This window comes from Rheinheimera metallidurans, from assembly GCF_036983985.1.
GTDB lineage: Bacteria > Pseudomonadota > Gammaproteobacteria > Enterobacterales > Alteromonadaceae > Alishewanella > Alishewanella metallidurans.
In genome coordinates, this window is record NZ_JALAHQ010000005.1 from 97,439 (window position 1) to 119,349 (window position 21,911).

The following is a 21,911-nucleotide window of genomic DNA, read 5'->3' on the forward strand; positions in this document are numbered from 1 at the left end:
AGGCCACATTTCTGCAGCCTTTGTTATTTCTAATGGTAACGTCGTTGTTACACGCCTTCGGTCATAAACTTAATGGCCGCAGCAATTTCGTCATCGCTACAATCAGCACAGGCACCACGTGCAGGCATATTACGAATGCCTTCTATCGCGTGCTTTAGCAAGGTATCAAAACCTTGCTCTAACCGAGGTTTCCAAGCAGCATCACCTTTTTTCGGTGCATCTAAAGCGCCCGTACCATGACAAGCAAAACATGCGTTTTGATACACTTTTTCACCACTGCGTGGGCCTGATGCACCCTCAGCTGCAGCTACTGCTGCGCCAGCTACATATACTTGACCGACAGGAGCCAGACGTTTGGCTAATGCTTTGTTGTCATTATCTGTACTGGCATTAATGCCGAAGGTGGTTAACAGCAAGGCAAGCACAAGGGTAATTTTGTTCATGTTATAAGTTCCTGTGGTAAAATCCGCACAAAGTTCGCAGCATTATAGCCTCCAAGCGGTGGCAAGGGAAAGTGCTAAAATAGTACAAATTAAGCTGCATAAGCGGTTAAGGCTGCGCCAATACTGCTATATGCTTTTATGGTTAGTTATATGCATTTTTTAAAGCTAAATTATTTAAAGGTTTTGCTTTGCATCGCTGCCCGTTATGATAGTCTACGTGCTCGCTTAGTTATCGCGCTGATAAATTATCACTGGCGTAGGTAGGCAGCTAAAAGCGTTTTCCACAAAACAAAAATATAATAATAATAAGATGGGCTTTGCGGTACACCCCCTCTTTTTTCATGCAAAACAAAGACTTAAAAAATCATTAACTGTCACTTTATTTGAAGTAGCAGATCATTTCTATTTGTTTTTCACAAAGTTATCCACAGCTTGTGAACCGATAATTGTATCTGTGTCTATGGCCGTGGGCAGGGTGCTGTGGCATGCTATAGCTTTATTTAAGCAGGACATTATTACTCATGGCTTCTCTCTCTAGCGCACCGCTAATTTTGGTTGATGGCTCATCTTATTTGTTTCGTGCCTATCATTCGCCGCCACATTTAACGAATTCGCGTGGTGAAGCAACTGGCGCTATTTATGGCGTAGTAAATATGCTGAAAAGCCTATTGCGTCAATATCAACCAAGCCTGATGGCGGTGGTATTTGATGCGAAGGGACCAACCTTTCGTAACGAAATGTATAGCGAATATAAAGCCAATCGTCCGCCGATGCCGGATGATCTGCGTAGCCAAATAGCGCCGCTGCATCGTATTATTGAGGCGATGGGCTTGCCACTTATATGTATCAGCGGCGTAGAAGCTGACGATGTCATAGGCACGCTGGCACGTCAGGCTAGTCGCGAAGGCCGTAATACACTGATCTCTACTGGCGATAAAGATATGGCGCAGCTAGTAGATGAACATGTTACGTTAATTAATACGATGACCAATACCTTGCTAGACCCTCAGGGAGTAGTCGACAAATTTGGTGTTGGCCCTGAATTGATCATCGATTACTTAGCATTAATGGGCGATAAATCTGACAATATACCTGGCTTGCCGGGAGTGGGTGAAAAAACCGCCGCCGCGTTATTGCAAGGCATGGGCTCTATAGAACAAATTTATCAACAGCTTGATAAGGTTGCCAGTTTAAGTTTTCGCGGAGCTAAAACGATGGCGGCGAAATTAGAAGAGTTTCGCGAGCAGCTAACGCTGTCATATCAGTTGGCAACCATAAAAACCGATGTAGAGCTTTCTTGCCAGCTTGCTGATTTAATGATTAAAGCACCTGATAATGTTCAGCTTGCTGAACTGTTTAAAGAATGTGAGTTTCGACGTTGGCTCAGTGAGGTATTAGATGCCGACAATGAAACGGTAATTAAGCCTGCAGCAAAAGCAGCGCAATTAGATATGCTAGACAGTGACGATACTGTTGAAATTCAGCCAGATTTAAACAATAACCATTATATTACGGTGCTAGATAAAGCAGCATTTAGCAGTATGTTAGAGCAAATTACTAACAGTGAACTCACCGCTTTTGATACTGAAACAACTAGCTTAGATTATATGCAGGCCGAATTGGTTGGCTTATCCATGTCTATCGCCGCGGGTTCCGCTTGGTATGTGCCAGTGGCTCACGATTATATTGGTGCACCCGAGCAGTTAAATCGAGATTGGGTGTTACAGCAGTTAACGCCATGGCTTGAGGATGACAGCAAGGCGAAAGTGGGGCAAAACCTTAAGTACGATCAAAGTATATTGGCGCGTTATAAGGTCACGCTGGCAGGTATTCGTTTTGATACCATGCTTGAATCATACGTACTTAACTCGGTTGCTGCACGGCATGATATGGATAGCTTAGCGCTAAAATATTTAGGCCGTAAAACGGTAAGCTTTGTTGATATTGCCGGTAAAGGTGCCAAGCAACTAACGTTTAATCAAATAGAACTAGAAAAAGCCGCACAATATGCGGCAGAAGATGCCGATATTACCTTACAACTGCACCAAGCATTATGGCCGCAGTTACAGCAACACGATGGTTTGGTGTCGGTATTGCGTAATATTGAAATACCCTTGGTGGATATTTTATCGCGTATTGAGCGCTATGGCGTACTCATTGATAGCAAACTCTTACTTAAACAAAGTGAGCAGTTAGCTGTGCGTATTGCTGAACTAGAACAGTTAGCCTATGAGCAAGCGGGTAAGCAGTTTAACCTAGCGTCACCCAAGCAGCTGCAGGAAATTCTTTTTGAACAAATGACGTTGCCAGTATTAAAGAAAACGCCAACTGGTGCGCCCTCTACCGCTGAAGAGGTGTTAGCTGAGCTGGCGCTTGAGTATGAATTTCCTAAGTTAATTACAGAGCATCGTGGCTTAACCAAGCTTAAATCGACCTACACCGACAAGCTACCTAAAATGCAAAATGCGGCAACAGGCCGTGTGCATACGTCGTATCATCAAGCGGTTGCTGCAACCGGTCGGTTAAGCTCAACAGATCCTAATTTACAGAATATTCCTATCCGTACCGAAGAAGGGCGGCGTATTCGCCAAGCTTTTATCGCGCCTGCCGGTAAAAAAATTGTCGCTGTCGATTATTCACAAATAGAGCTGCGTATTATGGCGCATTTGTCACAAGATAAAGCCTTGTTATATGCGTTTGCTCATGGCCAGGATATTCACCGTGCTACAGCCGCGGAAGTATTTGGTGTCAGCCTAAGTGAGGTTACGTCAGATCAGCGGCGCAGCGCCAAAGCGGTAAACTTTGGCCTTATTTATGGTATGTCGGCCTTTGGTTTGGCAAAACAATTGGGCGTTAGCCGTAACGAAGCTCAGCAATATGTAGATCGTTATTTTGAACGTTTCCCTGGCGTATTAAGTTATATGGAACGCACCCGCCAACAGGCACACGAGCAAGGTTATGTCGAAACCTTATTTGGTCGACGTTTGTATTTGCCAGAAATTAACGCGCAAAATATGATGCGGCGCAAAGGCGCAGAGCGAGCCGCAATTAATGCGCCAATGCAGGGCACTGCCGCAGATATAATAAAAAAAGCCATGATAGTAGTAGACGCTTGGTTGCAGCAACAAACCACGCCAGTGGCTACGATGATTATGCAAGTACACGATGAATTAGTGTTTGAAGTTGACGCTGATAAGGTTGAGCAGGTAAAGGCGCAGCTAGTTGAGCTGATGGCTAAGGCTGCGCATTTAGACGTGCCGTTGTTAGCTGAAGCGGGGGATGGTGATAATTGGGATCAAGCGCATTAATTTTTTTGAACTAAATAATATTGCTCGAGTCATAAGTTATAGCAAGATTATTTATCTCTCCTGTGTCCATCTTAACCCCGTCGTTTGATGGGGGTTTTTTTTTGCTTAAAATTACCGCACACGATTCGTGATTAGAAACCTCAGCACTGTCAGTTGATACACTAGTTGAAAACTAATAGCGCATTTAAATTTAGAGTAAATACTTTAAACGCTAAAAGAATGCTGTATACTAGACGCGTCTTAGATATAAGACACCCTGTTGATTTGAAATTATAGCTTCTCCCCCGTTTGCTATAACCGACACCTTCGAGTGTCGGTTTTTTTATGCCTTAACCTTAGGTTATGTCGAACGCGCTATCCTCTGCGCCGTACCATGTATCAAGCACCTGTTCTAATTCTTCTAAGCCTTGTTTATTTAGCGAGCTAAAAGTGTGAACAGTAACGTTACCCATAAAGGCCATAGCGGCTTCTCGTACTTCTGACAGCACTTTTTTTCGTGCACCAACGGCTAATTTATCCGATTTAGTTAAAAGAATCAGTACCTCTAACTCACTTTGCACCGCCCAGTGAATAAGATCTTGGTCTAAATCTTTTAATGGATGACGAATATCCATTAATACCACCAGCCCTTTCAAACTGCTGCGTTTCATTAGATACTCAGCCAACGACTTTTGCCATTTTTCTTTTACCGCTAAGGGTACTTTGGCAAAGCCATAGCCTGGTAAATCTATTAAACGACGCTCAGCATCTAAGCTGAATGTGTTAATCAGCTGAGTACGGCCCGGTGTTTTACTGGTGCGGGCTAAACTATTTTGCCGCGTTAATGTGTTTAATGCGCTAGACTTACCGGCGTTAGAACGGCCGGCAAATGCCACTTCGATGCCTTCATCAGCAGGAAGTGCTTTGATATCGGGTGCGCTAGTTAAAAAAGTAGCACGCTGATAATTGATTTTTGACTTGTACACAGCCTTCTCCGGCGAATAATTTGAGCACATTGTAACGGATCAATCAGATCGGCAGAAGCTTTTGCATGCGCTATGGGATTTTACTTTGAGCAGTTTCGTGTAAAATAGGCTTAAAAGTGACGGTTAATACACTTGGTTGCCAGTATGCTGGCAGTTTAATGCGGACAGAGACGGATAAAACATGAAAAAAATTCTATTTCCACTGACGCTGTTATTCGGACTTATCGGAACAGCTCAGGCGTTTGACGGTGATGCTGAAGCAGGTAAAGCGAAATCAGCAGTATGTGCAGCGTGCCACAATGCCGATGGTAATAGCTTAGTCGACATGTATCCTAAGCTAGCTGGCCAGCACGCACCTTATATTTATAAGCAGCTGCAAGATTATAAAACCGGTATGGCTACTGGCGGTAAACAAGGCCGCAATAACGGCATTATGTTTGGTATGGTTGCCGCGTTGTCAGATCAGGACATGAAAGATTTAGCCGCATACTTTTCTTCACAAAAAATGGTTGCTGGTGCTACACCAGAAAATGTGATCGAACGTGGTGAGCAACTTTATCGTGGTGGCGACGAAAGTCGCGGTATTGCAGCCTGTATTGCCTGCCATGGCCCAAGAGGTTCTGGCTTAAGCTTAGGTGGCTTCCCGAAAATTTCATTTCAACATGCTAACTATGTTAAAACGACATTAACCGAATTTCGCTCTGGTGCCCGTGCTAACGACTTAAACGGTATGATGGGTGACATTGCGAAAAAGCTGACTGATGAAGATATTGAAGTGTTGTCACAATACTTAGGTGGCTTACACTAATTCGCTATTTTTAGTGGCGTTAATCTTAAAAAAGCCGGCGTTCATCGCCGGTTTTTGAATTTTAATGGGTATTTTTGTGCGATATATCTCACATCTGTTGTAAGTAAAAAGCGTAGTTTGACTTTAATTATGCTTATATTATATTTACTTCTCTTGGTAACGTATTGATTTTAAATGGTTAGATAAATACTCGCGTTAAAGTTATGGTTTTACCAGCAACGAAGCCTTGTTATACCGGTAAAATGAGGTAAATTAGCTAGCAGTTACACTTTGTAACGAATGAAAACAGGGAATGTCCGCAGGGAAGTGATAGTGCCAGTACGCAAGTACTTGGAGCCTTGTTTTCATCGCATCTGGAAGATGTGTGGCGTGAGTTAACGCACAAGGATGAATACTAAAGTATCAGGATGATCGCGAAAAATAAAATTATGCTAGCTAACTAGGAAGGCGATATAAAATCCGGAAGTGAACAGACAAGATGTCGAAGATTCACTAGGAAAAACAACAAGTGAGTGACGTGTTGATTTAACACAAATATGTACAAGGCGATAAGAGCAATCTTATCGCCTTTTTCTATTAAACAGCCTGGTTTATTGTGCAATGTTAAATAATCAATGCCCGCTATGTTGCGCCGAACAAATTCAGTTTTTTCATCAAGACAAACGACGAGCTTATTACCAGTGTTTGTGTTGTAAGTTAGTATTTGCCGACCGCTGCAGCCTATTATCACCACAACAAGAGCTCGCGCATTACCAGCAGCACCAAAATGCGTTAACTGATGTAGGTTATCGCCAGTTTTTACAGCGTATTGCAACTCCGTTGCTTAACCATTTGCCGCAACAAGGTTTGTTAGGTTTAGACTTTGGTTGTGGCCCCGGCCCTTTGTTGGCACAGATGCTAACTGAGCAGGGGCACCAGATGGCAATATGGGATCCCTATTTTGCTAATGATGCGTCTGTTTTACAGCAAAGCTATGATTTTATTAGCTGCACTGAAGCAATAGAACATTTTGTAACCCCAGCTATTGAATGGGCGCTATGGTTAAAACTGTTAAAGCCAGATGCTACCCTAGCTATCATGACAAAGTGCTATACTAACGCCGCAGCATTTGCTGATTGGTATTACAAATTAGATCCGACTCACATTAGCTTTTTTTGTGAAGACACATTTGCTTACCTCGCTGCTAGAGACAATTTAGTACTAAATGTCGTCGCAAAAGATGTTGTTTTGCTACAGCGGCGAAAGCATTAGTGTTTCTAATGAAAACTGGTTAAAATGTGCGCCCTTTTTTACAGGTAAAAAACATGACTCGTCAGAAAAAAACTCGCTTGACCGGCCCTAATGGCCAACGGCATTTATCAACGATAGAGATCCGCAAAACTCGCGAGCCTCAAGAGCAGAGCAAGAAAAAAGGTGCGGGTTTAAAAGCTGGTAATCGCAACAATGTAGCTGCTATTGCAGCGGATGCTAATGGCGAGCCAGTAAAAAAAGATAAACGTATTGGCAGTAAAAAGCCAATAGTGCTAGTGCTGACCGAGGCGCCGGTAGCGGAAAAGCCGCAAGTGATACTGCAGCCTAAAGCCAGTTTAAGCAAAGTAAGACCAGTTGAGTTAACCGCTGAACAAGAGCTCGCCTTGATTGAAAATGATAGCTTCCTACATGAGTTGTTAGAGCGAGTTGAGAAAGACGAAGTGTTAACCGGAAAAGACGCTAAATATTTTAATGCTAAAACAGCGAGACTAGACCAGCTGTTACAGCAGTTAGGCTTAGTTGATGACGCTGATGAAGAAGAGATTGATCCGTTAGCCGCTTTTGAAAGTAAAGATTGGCGTAAAGATTTGATCGGCGACGAGGATTAATTTTGACTAGTAGCGTATTCGTAGCATTTGTTGTTGCGGCAGTATTGATTGTGGCTTTAGCGTTTTACGCCGGTAGCTTGCTGTGGCGCGTGCAGCAGCAGAGCAAGGCTGCGCAGCTAGAGTTAGCAGAAAAACGGCAGTATTTGCGTGACAGTATTATATTAATTTGTAAGGCGATGCTGGCCGAGCAGTGCGAGTTATCAGAAGGGGCGCTGCGAGTTTGGGTATTGTTAGATCACTTAGCGCCAGAGCATAAGCTTGATCCTATTGCTAGCTACCCGGGTTTGTATCAGATGTACCAAGTAGTTAAAGACATGCCAACCCACAAGGCGCGTAAAGCGCAGGACAAAGCACTAACGCAACAGCAAGACGTATTGCGGTTAAAAGCTGAACAAGATTTAAAACCGCTTATTTTAATTGATGCTGATACCTTATTAAAGCGCTTCCAGCCTGCTTAAACAAACCGAAAGCCAAGGATTATTATTGCCGGTAAATTTGACCGGCTTTCATTACAAAGTTTACTTTTCCCATTAGGCTAATATCTTTTAACGGATCGCCTTCTACCGCAACAATATCGGCTATTTTCCCTACTTTAATACTGCCAAGCTCGTCGGCAACACCCAGTAAGCGCGCACCTTCAATGGTTGCACTTTGAATAGCTTCTATCGCTGGCATGCCTGCTTCTGTCATATAGACAAACTCACGCCAGTTATTACCATGTTCATACACACCGGCATCAGTACCAAAGGCTATTTTTACCCCAGTTTTATAAGCTTCAGCAAAGGTTTGCTGAATTTTGCTACCAATAGTTGCTGCTTTAGGTTGCACCAGATCGGGGAAAAAACCTGGAATGCGTGATTTTTCTTCAGCCCATTTTCCAGCAATAATGGTTGGTACAAAGTAAGTACCCTGTTTGCGCATTAGTGCCATGGTGCTTTTATCCATGTAAGTGCCATGCTCTATTGAGTCGACTCCGGCTTTAATAGCGCGCTCCATACCCTCTTTACCATGGGCATGTACAGCTATCTTCATGCCATAATCTTTCGCTGTGCTAACAATGGCCGCGAGTTCTTCATCAGTAAACTGGGGGTTACTGCCGCTTTTAGCGACACTTAGCACACCGCCAGTAGCGGTAATTTTAATTAAATCTGAACCCTCTTTATAGCGTTGGCGTACCGCTTTTCGTGCTTCGTCGGCGCCATTTATTACACCATCTTTCGGGCCTGGATCGGCCATTAATGCCAAGGCTAAACCGTTGGTAGGGTCGGCATGCCCGCCGGTTGTTGCCAGCGATTTACCCGCAGCAAAAATACGCGGGCCGTTAATGTAGCCTTTTGCGATAGCTTTTTTTAGTGCCACACTAATACCGTGGTTATCACCTAACTCGCGCACTGTGGTAAAACCGGCCATCAGAGTTTTTTCGGCGTAAGTTGCACCGCGTAAAGCATAGTCGGCTTCATTCATTGAAAAGCCCTCGCTGTATGCTGTAGCGCTAAACTGCGAGTAGAAATGGGTGTGCATATCCATTAAACCCGGCATTACCGTGTGCTGGCGTAAATCAATTACCGTATCGTTAGCGCCTGGCTGACGATAACCGGCTTCCAGTGCAGTAATTTTGTCTTGGTCAACGACTATAGTTTGCTCAGTTAATACCGTTTTATTTTCGGCAGTAATTACTTTTCCGGCGTGAATAAGTGTTGCTGCATGTGGCTGGGCACAAATACAGACAGTAGCTAAAAGAAGCGCTATTGGCGTTTTTTTCATTTTGGTTATGGCCTTATATGTTTAACGATTTAATCAGTGTTAACACAGTAGAAAAAATCAACAATGCGCTTTAGACAGAATGCTGTTTTTTAATGACCAATATGGGTTTAGGTTATGGCAAAAGTAAATGGATAAGCGGCGCTTTTTAATTGATAGTGTTGCTGGTGGTTGCAGTAAACCGCATTGGCTTGCTCTGCTAGTTGGTAGTAAACATTGCGGCTTAACTTGGCATCTAACCCTCGCCATAGTTGTAAGTAGGGCAGCAGCTGTTGTTGTGGGTCGGCCTTTAGTACTAACGGATATTGTGGGCTTACTAGCACTTGTTGCTGCAAATTTGTCGTTAAATTTAATGCTGGGCCTGCAGCTGTTTCTAACCACGCCCAATCGACGATTAAAAACGGCGCATCAGCAACCGTTATGCGCATTTTCTCTACCGGCGTTTGCAAGAAATATTCATTATTCTGTCGTAACAATACTGATGTAAATAAGGTGACTAATGCCGGACGCTGAATTTTGCTGTGTTGATAATACCAATCGCCCTCAGCGTTTATATGTATCGGTATATCACCACAAAACGGCGGGTTCCAGCTTTCCACTGGTGCCAGATCGGTTTGCTGTAGCTGTTGTTGCAGCGTTTGTAGATTAAAAGCAGAAGCCGTAGTTAGTGTTTTCATAGCCATAAAGACTAGCAAAGATAAGCTAATGGCGAAAGAAAAACTGGTGAGTTTAGCCTGTTTTAGCGGCTATAACGCAGTGTAATATGGTATTATTTACCCCGATTTATTATCGCAATGGGTTATAGGAGCAAATTTATGGAAAAAATTACTCAGTTATTTCATGAAAATAACGAGCTATTACTAGGCTATTTATTACAGCTAGTGCTTGCGATAGTTATTTTTTATATCGGCCGGATGGTAGCAAAAGGTGTAAGTAGGCTGATGGAAAAAGCACTATTAGCACGGGCAGTAGATAAAGCTGTAGTGTCGTTTGTTACCGGTATTGTTTACGCCATCATATTAATTGCTACCGCGCTAATGGCCTTGTCGCAGGTAGGCGTGCAAACTACGTCGTTTATCGCTATTTTAGGCGCGGCAGGTTTAGCGGTTGGTTTGGCGTTACAAGGCTCATTATCAAATTTTGCCTCAGGTATTTTAATTATTTTATTTCGGCCGTTTAAATCAGGTGATTTTATTGACGCTGGTGGTATTGCCGGTACCGTTGATAAAATTGAGATTTTTCAAACGATAATGAAAACCCCTGACAATAAATTAGTTATTGTGCCTAACGCGCAAATTACTAGCCGTGCTATTACTAATTACTCTGCTGAGGCGACGCGCCGGGTAGATTTAACCATTAGTATTGGTTACGACGCCGATTTACGTTTAGCGAAAAAACTTTTAGAAGATATTGTTACCAGTGATAGCCGTGTTTTACCTACACCCGCACCCGTTATTAAGGTTGGCGCGCTAGCCGATGCCACCGTTAATATTTTGGTGCGACCTTGGGTTAATTCAGCAGATTATTGGGGCGTGTACTGGGATACTTTAGAGAAAATAAAGCTAACCTTTGATGATAACGGTATTCGTATGCCATTTCCGCAAATGGGTGTACATATTAAGCAAGATAAGCAGGAGCAAGTATGAAGCGTTTTTCAATTCTGGCATTAGCCATCGCAGCTAGCTCGCAGGTGCAAGCTAACGACACTGTCGCAACTGGCAAAGTATGGACTACCTCGGCTGAATTAGGTGCTATTGCAACATCAGGTAACACGGTTGGTACATCAGTAACCGGTAAAATAGATGCCAAGCAAGAGCTGCAGCAATGGAGTAATCAGTATATTTTCAGCGCTTTTTTCAAAGAAGATGAAAAAACCGATGCCAATGGCGACAAAATTACTGAAAAATCAGCAGAAAAGTATTTAGTATCAGCTAAAGCTGCTTATAAGCTAGATGAAGAGTTTGATAAGTTGTTTGTATATGGCTCTTACACTGATGACAAGTTTGGTGCCTATACTAAATACACTACACTCGCTGTCGGTTACGGTACGCGCATTTATAATGCTGAAGACAAGTCACTGGACGTAGAAGTTGGTCCGGGCTATTTCACCGGCAAACGTTCAACGGGTGAAACGGAAAAAGGCCTTATTGCTCGTGGTGCCGCGGTGTTCAATTGGACCATTAGTGAGTCAGCCAGTTTTGCGCAAACGTTAAGCGTGGAGTACGGTGATGATAACACCCGTACTATCGCAGAAAGTGCAGTGTTAGCGAAAATTAATGGTTCGCTACAAATGAAAGCGGCATTTTTAGTGCAAAATGATACAGATGTGCCGGTAGCTAAAAAGAGCACAGATACACAAACATCGCTTACCTTAGTCTATTCGTTCTAACAATAAAAAGGCCTGCATAATGCAGGCCTTTTTATTTAAATATGTTGTTATTGAATAATTTAGGTTGGCCAAGTGAAAAATTAAGCTATGCTAAGGCATCACTTTGCTAATTATATTGTTACAATAAATTAATGATGATAAAGCAGAAAATTAAACTACGCTGCCTGTTACAGCGCCCTTGGATAGGCGGTGTACTGTATTTGTTGTTTGGTTTACTGTGGATCACAACCAGTGATCAACTATTAAGCTGGTTAGTAACTGACACCGCGCTACTAACTAGGTATCAAAGCTATAAAGGCTATTTCTATGTTGGGCTAACCGCTTGGTTGGCTTGGTATCTGCTAAAGCAAAAGCAATATTTTGCGCATTCTTTAGATAAATCAGAACGTATTTTTGTGGAAACATTTTCGCATGCGGCTGTTGGTATTGCGCACCTTTCGTTAGATGGTCGGTTTTTACGTGTTAACAAAATGCTGTGTCAGATGCTAGGTTATAGCGAAGCAGAGCTAACGCAGCTAAGTTTTGCGCAAATAACTTTTCCTGCCGATCTTGCCGATAACCTGCCGATGATCCAAAAATTAAAAAGTGGTGAAATTAATCATTACGAAATAGAAAAACGTTATGTGCGCAAAGACCAAAGCATTCTCTGGGCGCGATTATCTGTTGCGATGATTAAATCATCGGTAACTAGCTATTTCGTTGCAGTTATTCATGACATTAGCGCACAAAAGCAGGTATTGCAGCAGCTAGAGCAAAGTGAGCTTAGATTTAGAACCTTATTAGATAATACGCCACAAATTGCGGTGCAAGGTTATCATGCCGATGGCTCAACCTTTTATTGGAACAAGGCCAGTGAGCTTACTTACGGGTATAGTAAAGAAGAAGCCTTAGGCAGTAATTTACTCGATCTTATTATTCCCTCTTATATGCAGCAGCATGTAGCTGATGCCATGTTAGAAATGGCGACTAGCGGAATTGCCGTGCCATCAGAAGAATTAGTACTACGGCGTAAAGATGGGTCGTTAGTACCGGTTTTTTCCGGCCATGCGGTAGTTAAATTACCGGGGTTGGAGCCTCAGGTTTTTTGTATCGATGTCGATCTTACTGAAAGTAAAAAGCAGGCAGCAGCGCTAGCGTTTTTATCTGATTTTGATGCTGTCACACAACTGCCTAACCGCCAGCATTTTAGCCAGCGTGTTACTGAAGCAATCGTCAGCACAAAGCAACAAGGTGGGCAGTGCGCAGTGCTGCTAATGGACTTAGATAACTTTAAAGATATTAATGATAGTTTTGGCCACAGCGCCGGCGATCAGCTATTAATGCAAGTAAGCCAGCGGTTGCAGCGGTGTTGCACAACACAACATGTGCTGGCGCGTCTAGGTGGCGACGAGTTTGGTGTTTTAGTGCAATTTGTTCAGTCGGTAAACGACGTTACTGAGTTTGCTGAGCTGTTAATGCAGCAATTACAACAACCTTGCCACTTAGCGAATGGTAACGAAGTGATTACTGCACTGTCAGTCGGTATTGCGTTATACCCAAGCCATGCCAATAGTGCTGAAGACTTAATTCGCGCAGCAGACGCGGCGATGTATAAAGTGAAAAGTGAAGGACGAAACCATATAGCCTTGTATAGCGATGAGCTAACCGCACAAGCTAAGCAGCGAGTATTGCTAGAAACGCGACTGCGTAATGCGCTAAAACAGGACAAGTTGCAGTGCTATTATCAACCACAAATTGATATTGCTAGCGGAAAAATAATGGGTGCGGAAGTATTGCTGCGTTGGCACGATGCTGAGCTTGGCCATATTCCACCTAGTGTGTTTATACCTTTAGCCGAGTCTTGTGGCCTAATTCATCATGTTGGCAGCTGGGTATTGCAGCAAAGTTGTCGGCAGTTAAAAACTTGGCTAGATCAAGGCATCGCGCCATTTAGTTTGGCAATAAACGTTTCTGCGCATCAGTTTAATAAAGATCAGCTACTTGGCCTGCTAGAGCAAGTGCTAATAGATACCGCCGTGCCCGCTCATTTAATAGAGCTAGAAGTAACCGAAAGCGCGCTAATGATTAATGAAGAGCGGGTGATTGCCATTATGCAGCAGATTAAAGCGATGGGCATTAGGCTGGCGATAGATGATTTTGGTACGGGTTACTCGTCATTGTCCTATCTAAAACGTTTACCGCTGGATGCACTGAAAATAGACCGACGCTTTATAGAACATATTCCGCAGGCCCATGACGATAAACAAATTACCAGTGCCATTATTGCGCTGGCGCATAATATGAATTTAAAAGTGCTGGCCGAAGGTGTCGAAACTGCAGAGCAGTTAGCGTTTTTGACCCAGCAAGGGTGTGATTACTATCAGGGTTATTACTTTAGCAAACCCATACCCGCTAACGAGTTTGTTGCGTTGCTTCAGCGCTAACTTAGCTGCTTATTTTAATTTGGCTATAGCCTAGGCCTTGCTGTTTTTCGACCTTTATTTGCACACTAATGCGCTGTTTTAGTGCGTCAACGTGGCTAATAATACCGATCATTTTACCGGTTGCATTAAGGTTATCTAACGCACTTAGTGCACTGTCTAGGGTATCCGCATCTAGGGTGCCAAAGCCTTCATCGAGAAATAGCGAATCAATACGGGTTTTACTGCTAACTAAATCTGATAGTGCCAGCGCTAACGCTAAGCTAACTAAAAAACTTTCGCCGCCCGATAAGGTTTTGGTATCACGTGCACTATCAGCTTGCCAAGTATCTAACACTACTAGCTCTAATTCGGCCGTTGCATGGCGCGCCAGCTGATAACGATTGTGCAAAATAGCCAGTTGTCGGTTGGCTAAAACGATAAGCTGTTGTAGGGTTAAGCTTTGAGCAAAGCGGCGGTATCGTGCGCCATCAGCAGAGCCAATTAAGCTATTGAGACGCTGCCACTGTTCGTACTGTATTTGTTGCTGGGCAATATTTTGCAATAACTGCTGCTGGCTGTTCCGCCGCGCGGTATCGCTTTCTAACTGTTGTTGTAGTTGACCTTGTTCTGCACTGAGCTGCTGGATCAGTGTGTCGTGCTGTTGCACACTATGGTTAAGTTCATCTAACGACAAGCTGCTTAATTGCTGCTCGGCGAGTTGCTGATAACGCTGTTGCCAGTCACTAAACGAGCGTTTAGCCGCAATCTCAGCTTGTTGCAAGCGCTGCTGCAGTTGTTGTAGTGCCTGTAGTTCGTCGGGATTTAATAACGCATTTTTAAATGCGGTTTCATCACTAAATACGCTGTTAGCCAAAGCTTGTTGCCAATGTTGTGTGGCAAGCATTGCTGCGGCGTCTAGTTGCTGCTGTTGTTGCTGCAACATTTGCAGTTGGCCTTGGCCCTGCTGTATTTGCTGCTGTAAGCGTTGTAATTCGGTATTAAGGCGAGAAAACTCCGCCCGGGTTTGCGTTGCCGGCTCGGCCTGCTGCATGGCTTGCCACTGCTGGTGCCAACTTTGCTGCAACTGCGCCAGCTCGTTATGTTGTTCTTGTAAGCGCGGTAACTGTTGTAGCAATAATTGCTGTTGGTGCTGATTTTGTACCTGCTGCTGTTCTAGTTGCTGTTGCTGCTCTTTATATAGCTGTAACTGCATTTGCCATTGTTCGAGTTGCGTCAGCGTTTGCGATGTGCACAGGCTTTCGTCTGCTAATGCTGTTAGCGCGATATCAATGTCAGATACCTTGTCCTGCTGTAACTGCTGTTGAATGGTATCGTTAAGCTCGGCTAATTGTTGCTGTTGCTGTGTTAGTTGTTGTTGTAACTGCTGTTGTTCTGCTTCTAGCGCGGCTTGTTTTTTACTTAAGGTTTCACCGTCTTGTTGGGTAAGTTGCAGCTCGGCCTCTTTGCTTTGCAGCTGCTGTTCTGCGGCTAAACTATTTACCTGATTATAGTGCTCAATAGCCGGGTGTTCGGTTGCACCGCACAGCGGGCATGGCTGCTCTGGTTGTAAACGCGAGCGGTGTTCGGACAGCTGCATGATCAGCAGCTGCTGCTGTAACAGCTGCTTTTTATCGGCAATGTGCTCTTGCAGCATTTTATAGCGTTGGCGCAGGGTCAGCAGTTGCTTAGCTAAAGGCGCAAGCGCTAATTCGGTTTGCTGCAGCTGCTGCTGTAAATGGGTTTGATTAAGTAGCCAGCGTTGTTGTTGCTGTAACTGCTGTTTAAGTTGCTGTAGCCGGTGTTGTTTATCTCGCTGTTGCTGTTGCTGTTGGCGTAATTGGTTTAGATTGGTGTTTTGCAATTGAGCCGAAAGCTGTTGTATCTGTGGGTGCAGAGCCTCGTGTTGTTGGGTTAACGTTTGATGTTGCCGCGTTAGCTGTTGTTGCTGTTGTTGTAATTGTTGTATTTGCGCTGCAAAGTGCTGCTGTTGTTGACTAAGGCTTTGTGCGCCGTGCCATAACACACTAGCTTGTTGCTGCGCTGCAACATGCAGTTGTTGTTTCAGCGCAACTTGCTGTTGTTGGCTTTGTTGTTGTTGGCCAATAGCCTGTTGTAATGCACTGTATAGCGGCGCCAGTTGGCTGGCAGGCTGCCAGGCTGATAATCGCGCTAACTCAGTGTGTTGTGCACTAATAGCATTAACTGCCCGTGCCACTTCTTGTTCAGTTTGTTGTAGCTCTTGTTGCGCCTTATCTAGTTGTTGGCGCCAGTTTTGTGTGTGTCGCTGCTTAACTAATATCTGTTGCTGTGCGGTTAAGTCGAGCTTTTTTGCTACCAAAGCGGCGTTTAACTGCTGTTGTTGTTCTTCGCTTAATAACTCTACTGCGCCAGCTCTAGCTTGAAGTAGTTCCAGCTGGTTTTTCTGCTCACGACAATCAATAAATACTTGCTCAGAAATACGACCGTAGATGTCGGTACCCGTTAGCTCTTCTAGTAGCTCGGCTCGCTCGTTGGCGTCGGCATTTAAAAATGCGGCAAAGCCACCTTGTGCCAGTAGCATTGACTTAGTAAAACGGCCAAAGTCTAAGCCGGTAATGTCGGCGACTAGGCGTAATTTATCGCTAGTTTTTTCAGCCAGTATAGTGCCATCTAGTTTTGCCAGTTCAGTTTTAGCCGCTTGCAAGTTGCCATCACTTTGCCCACGGGCCTTGCGTTGGCTCCAAAATGCCCGATAACCCACACCTGCAACTTCAAACTCGACCTCGGCTAGGCATTCGCTGGTATTACGTGTCATTAACTCATTGCTGGTTGGTGACGTTTTTAGCCGAGGTGTTTGATGATAGAGCGCTAGGCAAATAGCGTCTAAAATTGTGGTTTTTCCGGCGCCGGTTGGGCCCGTAATGGCGAAAATGTTAGTTTGATTAAACGGTGGCTGGCGAAAATCAATAAGCCATTCACCGCGTAATGAATTTAGGTTTTGCAGCCGTACGGATAAAATTTTCATGGTGTTTCCTGCACTTTTGCCAGTACCTGAGCATGTAAATTCGTCAGTTGCTGCTGTTGCTGATCAGTAAGGCTTTCGCTGCTTAGGCGGGCTTGCCATACTTGGCTTGGCGTTAGTTCGGCTAAGCTGGCTTGGGCATCGTCAATTAAGCCGCCAAGTTGTTCATTGCGCTGGCGGCGTAAACGTAATAGTTCAACTGCTAAACCCTCTAACTCGGCTTCTACTCTTTGCTGCAAATCAGTTAAGTAGGCGTCAGTTTCTGTGATCACTAACTCTAGCCACAGTACTTTATTTTTCTCAAGTGAGTTAAGTACTTGCTGCACTTTAGGCTTGATGCTATCAAGCGGGGTTTTAATACTAATTAAGGGTTGAAAACAGGGTATGGCTAAACTCGATACAGTTTTGTTATTACTGCTAAATTCAATTAGCCAGGCTTGTTTTTGCTGGTTAGCCTCGTCAAAACTAAGCGCAATTGGCGAGCCACTATAGCGGATATCAGTATTGGCTTTGATCTGCTGACTTTGATGAATATGGCCCAAGGCAATATAGTCGGCGGGTGGAAATGCATCTGCGGGGAAAGCTTCAAGTGAGCCAATATAAATATCTCGTACTGATTCAGACTGCGTTACGCCCAAGGTGGTTAGATGGCCGGTCATAACTATAGGCAGCTGTAGCTGATGTTGGCTGTTATAGCGCTGGGCTAAAGCGAATAGTTGTTGATAATGCTGTGCTATCGCCTGCTGTAAGCTGCTCTGTTTTTCTGTTGCGCTTTGCCCTGCTTGGCTTTGCAGTAAGTCACGGGCGCGTAAAAAAGGTACGGCACACAATAAGGCTGCCGGTTGCTGTTGCTTATTATGTAGTACCAGTAATTGCTGATTAAGTTCTGAGCTGCTGCTGGCAAATACGTGGGTATTTAGGTGTTGTAGCAGGGTTCTACTTTCATTTAGTACCGCACTGGCATCGTGGTTGCCACCTAAGATAATGAGTTGGCACTGACAGCTTTGTAATTCGACAATAAATTGATTATATAGCGCGCGAGCGTAACTAGGCGGGGTTGCGGTATCAAAAATATCACCGGCAACAATAATCACATCAATATTCTCTGCTTTTACCTGTGTAACTAACCAATGTAAAAAAGCGTGATGTTCGTCGGCTCGGCTGCGACCAATAAAATGCTGGCCTAGGTGCCAGTCGGAGGTATGTAAAATGCGCATAAAGAAAATAGCCACGAAAAATAATGGCAAAAGCATACCGGATAGTGTGACAGACAGCAAAAAGCCGATCTGGCTTAAACACAGATCGGCTATTAAAACGTAACCGCTATTATTTGATAACGTCTAACTTATTCACCACGCGGCTAACGTCGTGTGTGTTCTTAGCAATAGCGACAGCTAAATCACGCTCAGCGTCAGAGTCTACTTCGCCCTTAAGCGTTACTACGCCATCTTTAGCATCAACGTCAATTGACGTGCCGCTTACTTCAGACTCAAATAATAAGCGTGTTTTAACTACAGTCGCTATTTTTGCGTCTTTAAAAGCGCTACCGCTGCTATCTTTATCTGCTGCGTTAGCATTCATAACGGTGAGTTTATTGTCTACACGGCTAACGCCATCTAAATTCTCAATCAGTTCTTCAGCTAAAGCTTTATCTACTTTACTTTCTACTGAACCGGTAAGCGTTACTACGCCATCTTTAACATCAGTATTAATTTTAAACGAATTTAAGTTGCCATTTAACAACAGAGTGGTTTCCGCTTTGCCATCAATCCATGCATCTTTGGTTGTGTCTTTCCAATCATTGGCTGCTACTGCGGTAGTTGTTAATGCTAGGGTAACCATCATTGCTAAAGTTGTATGTTTCATGGTGTTGCTCCTATTTTATATGACGCTTTAGCTAATGCCAGTTTAGTGCCAATGTGTAAGTTATTGTTTAATATCTAATTATTTATTTTTGTTCATTTTTTGTTAATTTTTGGCTTGTAGTTTTTTCTTATTGATCGGTAAAACTTTCCGTATAAGTAAAAGTGGCTGATAGCGCGCTGGTGGTTTTGCAACTAAGTGCCTAAATAGCAAAAAACCACCGAGCACTATTTCAAGTATTCGGTGGTTTTTAGTAATAACAGCTACAGCCTATAAGTTAAGCTGCGCTATTGATATTAAAGCCTAGGTGCTTTACCTCTTAATGCATTCATTAGTAGTGAAACCACTAATAAAATAATAAAGATAAAGAAGATTATTTTAGCGATACCAGCCGCCGCTCCGGCGATACCACCAAAACCTAATACCCCAGCGATAAGTGCAACAATTAAGAATGTTAATGCCCAGCTCAACATAGTTTGCTCCTTGGTGCGTTTAAGCACAAATGTATAAATGACAAAGTAATAACTGCCAGATGTATGCCAAAGATAAAGTTGTAGTAAGGCTATGATTTTGTTTTGTTTATTTCTTTGCGTTTTTATTTTTAAAAAAGCAGTGCGCTAAAGATAAGAAAAAGTTACCGGTATGCCGGTAACTGTTTCATAGCTAGACGAGAGGTAATTAAGTGCAAGTAAGGCTTAAAGCTGCTGCAGTAGCGTTGATAAATCGTCGGTATCAAAGTGATAGATTTTATTACAATATTCACAGCTAATGTCGAGCTTACCTTCTAAAATGTGCTCGTTAATTACCTCTGCACCTAAACTAATTATTGCTGAGCTACACTTTTCTTTGCTGCAACCACAAACAAAGCTAACGGGTTGGGCTGGAAACAACTCAACTTCTTCTTGATGAAATAACCGATATAACAGCTGCTCTATATCGAGGTTGAACATTTCATCGTGTGTTAGAGTGTTACTTAACATCACTAAATCATCAAAGTCTGTTTTAGCTTTTTGCTGGTCTACTGGTAATACTTGCAACATAAAGCCGGCGGCACGACAGTGCTGTGCTTGTATATCGGTATATAGGTATAACCGTGTAGGCAATTGCTCTGATTGAGCAAAATAGGCCTCTAACGTGCTGGCTAGGCTATCGCCGCTAAGCGGAATAATGCCTTGATAGCGCTCACCTTGCTTGGGCGTAATAGTTACTACCATATAGCCTTCGCCAATTAACTGGCGAAAACTATCACCAGTTATATCGGCCTGCATGCGAACGACACCGCGAAACTGCTGCTGCTCGGTGCCGTTTACGGCGGCAAAACGCACCGGCCCATCGCCTTGAACCTGCACGGCTATATCGCCTTCAAACTTAAGCGTTGCCGTAAGTAAGCTGGTTGCGGCCACTAGCTCTGCTAATAACTGCTTTACCGGCATCGGATATTCATGGCTAAGTAACATTTGGTCTAGGCTAGTTGATAGCTGGACAAGCTCGCCGCGTACGTTTCTGTTTTGAAATATAAATCGATATAAGTTATCTAAATTCATGCTGCTCTCTTACTGCTGCGATTTTAACAAAAGTAGCTTACGGCGCTCCTTTTTGTCTGGTTTAGTATCCGGGTGTGGGGCAAACAGGCTGTTAGTTTTTCTTAACTCTGCCCGTTTTTCCCGCTGCGCTAGGCTGTCGGCCGTTTCTTCGTACAGTGCTTGCGCTAAAGGCGCGGCTAAACGTTTCTCTGACAAGCCTAACACAAGAACAATTTTTTCATCTGTACCCTGCGTTAGCCGAACCGTTGCACCAAGCTCCACGGTTTTACTAGCTTTGCAGCGTTGGCCATTATAATGTACTTTACCGCCCTCTATCATCTGTTTTGCCAGACCGCGGGTTTTATAGAACCGACATGCCCATAGCCACTTGTCTAAACGTAGGGCGATATTTTCAGGCTGGGTTAAGGCTGGTATTGATGGCATAAATTATAGCTGCAATTGTCGAACTAAAAGCGACATTATAGTGCCAAAATCGGGGAAATTACGGCTTTTATGAAAATAAATGTGGTTAATACCTTGTAAATTTCATTGCTGAGCTTGTTGCTTGCGCGACAACTGGGTAAGATAATTTTCTCTTTAAAAGTAGAAGTGTGTAATGAATCAGTTAGTAGACACGCAACAGTTAATTAAGCAATTACAAAAAATACCGTTAAATTGGCTGCAAGGCATATTTAATCTAATTTTAGTCATTGTATTAGCGTGGTTTTTAGCAAAACTAAGCTGGCAGTTATTGCCTAGCGGCTCAGGGTCTAATGTTGTACTGGAAAATACTGCGGCGGTAAATGTAAGCTCAACAAACAGTGTTAGTTTAGCCGCATTAACGCAATTTTCATTATTTGGTAAAGCCTCAGTTGAACCGATAAAAGAGACTGCGCCTGTAGTAACGGAAGCACCAAAAACCCAATTAAATGTTAAATTAACCGGTTTGGTTGCGGTAGGATCCGACCCTAATCAGGGTAGCGCTATTATTGAAAGTCGTGGGACAGAAGCAACCTACGCGGTGAATGATAAGATAGAAGGCACTAACGCGGTTTTAAAACAGGTATTGTCAGACCGGGTATTATTACAACAAGCTGGTCGCTATGAAACGCTGATGTTAGATGGCTTTGAATATACCCAAATTGCTCAGGCTAACGCTGGGTTAGGGCGCTCTGATGAGCAGCATACTGAAACCGCAACAACCGGTATGGCACCCACGGTTGATCCGATGGAAATGGAACCGTTGCAGCTTGCGCAGCCACTTGATTTGCGCCGAGATGAGCTGGTTGCTGAGCCAATGAAATTTTTTGACTACATTCGAGTAACGCCACATCGGCCCAATGGCCAACTGCTAGGTTATCGCTTAACGCCGGGTAAAGATCCTACTTTGTTTACTCAGCTTGGCTTGCAACCAGGTGATCTGGCGATAGAAATAAATGGTATTGCATTAAATGATATGCAGCAGGCAATGAACGCGATTAATGAATTACGCGAAGCTAAAGAAGCTGCAATAAAAATAGAGCGCGATGGTGAGATCAGAGATATTCTGGTGAGCCTGTCACAATAATTATTAAAACTAATTGGTTATA

Annotated in this window: 19 protein-coding genes; 9 read left to right on the forward strand and 10 right to left on the reverse strand. The window is 43.6% G+C overall.

Translation table 11 applies throughout. The features are described 5' to 3' along the window. Positions 1 to 47 precede the first annotated feature (47 nt). Positions 48 to 443, reverse strand: coding sequence for a c-type cytochrome (locus tag MN199_RS13155; protein WP_132586209.1), 396 nt, complete (start codon positions 441 to 443; stop codon positions 48 to 50). 521 nt (positions 444 to 964) lie between these two features. Between MN199_RS13155 and polA the strand changes: the two genes are divergently transcribed. Then, positions 965 to 3,751 carry a DNA polymerase I gene (gene polA, locus MN199_RS13160; RefSeq protein ID WP_335739737.1) on the forward strand — a complete coding sequence of 929 codons (2,787 nt, stop codon included), beginning with the start codon at positions 965 to 967 and terminating at the stop codon, positions 3,749 to 3,751. Positions 3,752 to 4,086: 335 nt separating this feature from the next. On the opposite strand, the gene yihA is transcribed toward polA, so the two are convergent. Beyond that, positions 4,087 to 4,716: a ribosome biogenesis GTP-binding protein YihA/YsxC gene (gene yihA / locus MN199_RS13165; protein ID WP_132586203.1), complete on the reverse strand. Its 630-nt coding sequence runs from the start codon at positions 4,714 to 4,716 to the stop codon at positions 4,087 to 4,089. A 181-nt stretch (positions 4,717 to 4,897) separates the two neighbouring features. On the opposite strand from yihA, the gene MN199_RS13170 reads away from it, so the two are divergent. From MN199_RS13170 to MN199_RS13185, 4 genes are all read left to right on the forward strand, one after another. Further along, positions 4,898 to 5,524, forward strand: a complete 627-nt coding sequence (locus tag MN199_RS13170) for a c-type cytochrome (protein ID WP_132586200.1) — start codon at positions 4,898 to 4,900, stop codon at positions 5,522 to 5,524. A 600-nt stretch (positions 5,525 to 6,124) separates the two neighbouring features. After that, positions 6,125 to 6,775 (forward strand): methyltransferase domain-containing protein, encoded by a 651-nt coding sequence (locus MN199_RS13175; protein WP_132586197.1) that lies wholly within the window; start codon positions 6,125 to 6,127, stop codon positions 6,773 to 6,775. 53 nt (positions 6,776 to 6,828) lie between these two features. Further along, a complete protein-coding gene (yihI, locus tag MN199_RS13180) occupies positions 6,829 to 7,383 on the forward strand; it encodes a Der GTPase-activating protein YihI (RefSeq protein WP_132586194.1) in 555 nt (184 codons plus the stop codon). 2 nt (positions 7,384 to 7,385) lie between these two features. Continuing rightward, positions 7,386 to 7,841, forward strand: coding sequence for a DUF2489 domain-containing protein (locus tag MN199_RS13185; RefSeq protein WP_132586191.1), 456 nt, complete (start codon positions 7,386 to 7,388; stop codon positions 7,839 to 7,841). A 22-nt stretch (positions 7,842 to 7,863) separates the two neighbouring features. On the opposite strand, the gene MN199_RS13190 is transcribed toward MN199_RS13185, so the two are convergent. Both MN199_RS13190 and MN199_RS13195 read right to left on the reverse strand, forming a co-directional pair. After that, positions 7,864 to 9,147 (reverse strand): metal-dependent hydrolase family protein, encoded by a 1,284-nt coding sequence (locus MN199_RS13190; protein ID WP_335739738.1) that lies wholly within the window; start codon positions 9,145 to 9,147, stop codon positions 7,864 to 7,866. A 107-nt stretch (positions 9,148 to 9,254) separates the two neighbouring features. Further along, the gene (locus tag MN199_RS13195) at positions 9,255 to 9,827 is read right to left on the reverse strand and encodes a DUF1285 domain-containing protein (protein WP_335739739.1); all 573 of its coding nucleotides are present in this window, start codon (positions 9,825 to 9,827) and stop codon (positions 9,255 to 9,257) included. A 132-nt stretch (positions 9,828 to 9,959) separates the two neighbouring features. Between MN199_RS13195 and MN199_RS13200 the strand changes: the two genes are divergently transcribed. From MN199_RS13200 to MN199_RS13210, 3 genes are all read left to right on the forward strand, one after another. Beyond that, the gene (locus tag MN199_RS13200) at positions 9,960 to 10,790 is read left to right on the forward strand and encodes a mechanosensitive ion channel family protein (RefSeq protein ID WP_132586182.1); all 831 of its coding nucleotides are present in this window, start codon (positions 9,960 to 9,962) and stop codon (positions 10,788 to 10,790) included. Continuing rightward, positions 10,787 to 11,533 (forward strand): DUF481 domain-containing protein, encoded by a 747-nt coding sequence (locus MN199_RS13205; protein ID WP_335739740.1) that lies wholly within the window; start codon positions 10,787 to 10,789, stop codon positions 11,531 to 11,533. Before MN199_RS13200 ends, MN199_RS13205 begins: the two co-directional genes overlap by 4 nt. A 131-nt stretch (positions 11,534 to 11,664) precedes the next feature. Beyond that, on the forward strand, positions 11,665 to 13,956 hold the full coding sequence (locus MN199_RS13210) for an EAL domain-containing protein (protein ID WP_335739741.1): 2,292 nt from the start codon (positions 11,665 to 11,667) through the stop codon (positions 13,954 to 13,956). Between the two features lies 1 nt (position 13,957). Here the strand turns inward: MN199_RS13210 and MN199_RS13215 are convergent, their stop codons facing one another. From MN199_RS13215 to hslR, 6 genes are all read right to left on the reverse strand, one after another. Beyond that, positions 13,958 to 16,939 carry an AAA family ATPase gene (locus tag MN199_RS13215; protein ID WP_335739742.1) on the reverse strand — a complete coding sequence of 994 codons (2,982 nt, stop codon included), beginning with the start codon at positions 16,937 to 16,939 and terminating at the stop codon, positions 13,958 to 13,960. After that, positions 16,936 to 18,153, reverse strand: coding sequence for an exonuclease subunit SbcD (gene sbcD / locus MN199_RS13220; RefSeq protein ID WP_335739743.1), 1,218 nt, complete (start codon positions 18,151 to 18,153; stop codon positions 16,936 to 16,938). Before sbcD ends, MN199_RS13215 begins: the two co-directional genes overlap by 4 nt. A gap of 109 nt (positions 18,154 to 18,262) precedes the next feature. Beyond that, positions 18,263 to 18,802, reverse strand: coding sequence for a BON domain-containing protein (locus MN199_RS13225; protein WP_335739744.1), 540 nt, complete (start codon positions 18,800 to 18,802; stop codon positions 18,263 to 18,265). Between the two features lie 293 nt (positions 18,803 to 19,095). Next, the gene (locus MN199_RS13230) at positions 19,096 to 19,272 is read right to left on the reverse strand and encodes a DUF1328 family protein (RefSeq protein WP_132586167.1); all 177 of its coding nucleotides are present in this window, start codon (positions 19,270 to 19,272) and stop codon (positions 19,096 to 19,098) included. Positions 19,273 to 19,494: 222 nt separating this feature from the next. Beyond that, positions 19,495 to 20,343 (reverse strand): Hsp33 family molecular chaperone HslO, encoded by an 849-nt coding sequence (hslO, locus tag MN199_RS13235; protein WP_335739745.1) that lies wholly within the window; start codon positions 20,341 to 20,343, stop codon positions 19,495 to 19,497. A 9-nt stretch (positions 20,344 to 20,352) separates the two neighbouring features. Then, positions 20,353 to 20,766, reverse strand: coding sequence for a ribosome-associated heat shock protein Hsp15 (gene hslR / locus MN199_RS13240; protein ID WP_132586161.1), 414 nt, complete (start codon positions 20,764 to 20,766; stop codon positions 20,353 to 20,355). 172 nt (positions 20,767 to 20,938) lie between these two features. Here hslR and gspC point away from each other — a divergent pair, with 172 nt between their 5' ends. Then, positions 20,939 to 21,889: a type II secretion system protein GspC gene (gene gspC / locus MN199_RS13245; RefSeq protein WP_335739746.1), complete on the forward strand. Its 951-nt coding sequence runs from the start codon at positions 20,939 to 20,941 to the stop codon at positions 21,887 to 21,889. Positions 21,890 to 21,911 lie beyond the last annotated feature (22 nt).

Excerpts from the sequence above, each read along its gene's own strand:
- MN199_RS13190 (WP_335739738.1), bottom strand. The coding sequence starts at position 9,147 with ATGAAAAAAACGCCAATAGCGCTTCTTTTAGCTACTGTCTGTATTTGT.
- MN199_RS13195 (WP_335739739.1), bottom strand. The coding sequence starts at position 9,827 with ATGGCTATGAAAACACTAACTACGGCTTCTGCTTTTAATCTACAAACG.
- hslR (WP_132586161.1), bottom strand. The coding sequence starts at position 20,766 with ATGCCATCAATACCAGCCTTAACCCAGCCTGAAAATATCGCCCTACGT.
- hslO (WP_335739745.1), bottom strand. The coding sequence starts at position 20,343 with ATGAATTTAGATAACTTATATCGATTTATATTTCAAAACAGAAACGTA.
- yihI (WP_132586194.1), top strand. The coding sequence starts at position 6,829 with ATGACTCGTCAGAAAAAAACTCGCTTGACCGGCCCTAATGGCCAACGG.
- MN199_RS13215 (WP_335739742.1), bottom strand. The coding sequence starts at position 16,939 with ATGAAAATTTTATCCGTACGGCTGCAAAACCTAAATTCATTACGCGGT.
- polA (WP_335739737.1), top strand. The coding sequence starts at position 965 with ATGGCTTCTCTCTCTAGCGCACCGCTAATTTTGGTTGATGGCTCATCT.
- MN199_RS13205 (WP_335739740.1), top strand. The coding sequence starts at position 10,787 with ATGAAGCGTTTTTCAATTCTGGCATTAGCCATCGCAGCTAGCTCGCAG.
- MN199_RS13200 (WP_132586182.1), top strand. The coding sequence starts at position 9,960 with ATGGAAAAAATTACTCAGTTATTTCATGAAAATAACGAGCTATTACTA.
- MN199_RS13155 (WP_132586209.1), bottom strand. The coding sequence starts at position 443 with ATGAACAAAATTACCCTTGTGCTTGCCTTGCTGTTAACCACCTTCGGC.
- MN199_RS13170 (WP_132586200.1), top strand. The coding sequence starts at position 4,898 with ATGAAAAAAATTCTATTTCCACTGACGCTGTTATTCGGACTTATCGGA.
- gspC (WP_335739746.1), top strand. The coding sequence starts at position 20,939 with ATGAATCAGTTAGTAGACACGCAACAGTTAATTAAGCAATTACAAAAA.
- MN199_RS13175 (WP_132586197.1), top strand. The coding sequence starts at position 6,125 with ATGTTAAATAATCAATGCCCGCTATGTTGCGCCGAACAAATTCAGTTT.
- MN199_RS13225 (WP_335739744.1), bottom strand. The coding sequence starts at position 18,802 with ATGAAACATACAACTTTAGCAATGATGGTTACCCTAGCATTAACAACT.
- sbcD (WP_335739743.1), bottom strand. The coding sequence starts at position 18,153 with ATGCGCATTTTACATACCTCCGACTGGCACCTAGGCCAGCATTTTATT.
- MN199_RS13210 (WP_335739741.1), top strand. The coding sequence starts at position 11,665 with ATGATGATAAAGCAGAAAATTAAACTACGCTGCCTGTTACAGCGCCCT.
- MN199_RS13230 (WP_132586167.1), bottom strand. The coding sequence starts at position 19,272 with ATGTTGAGCTGGGCATTAACATTCTTAATTGTTGCACTTATCGCTGGG.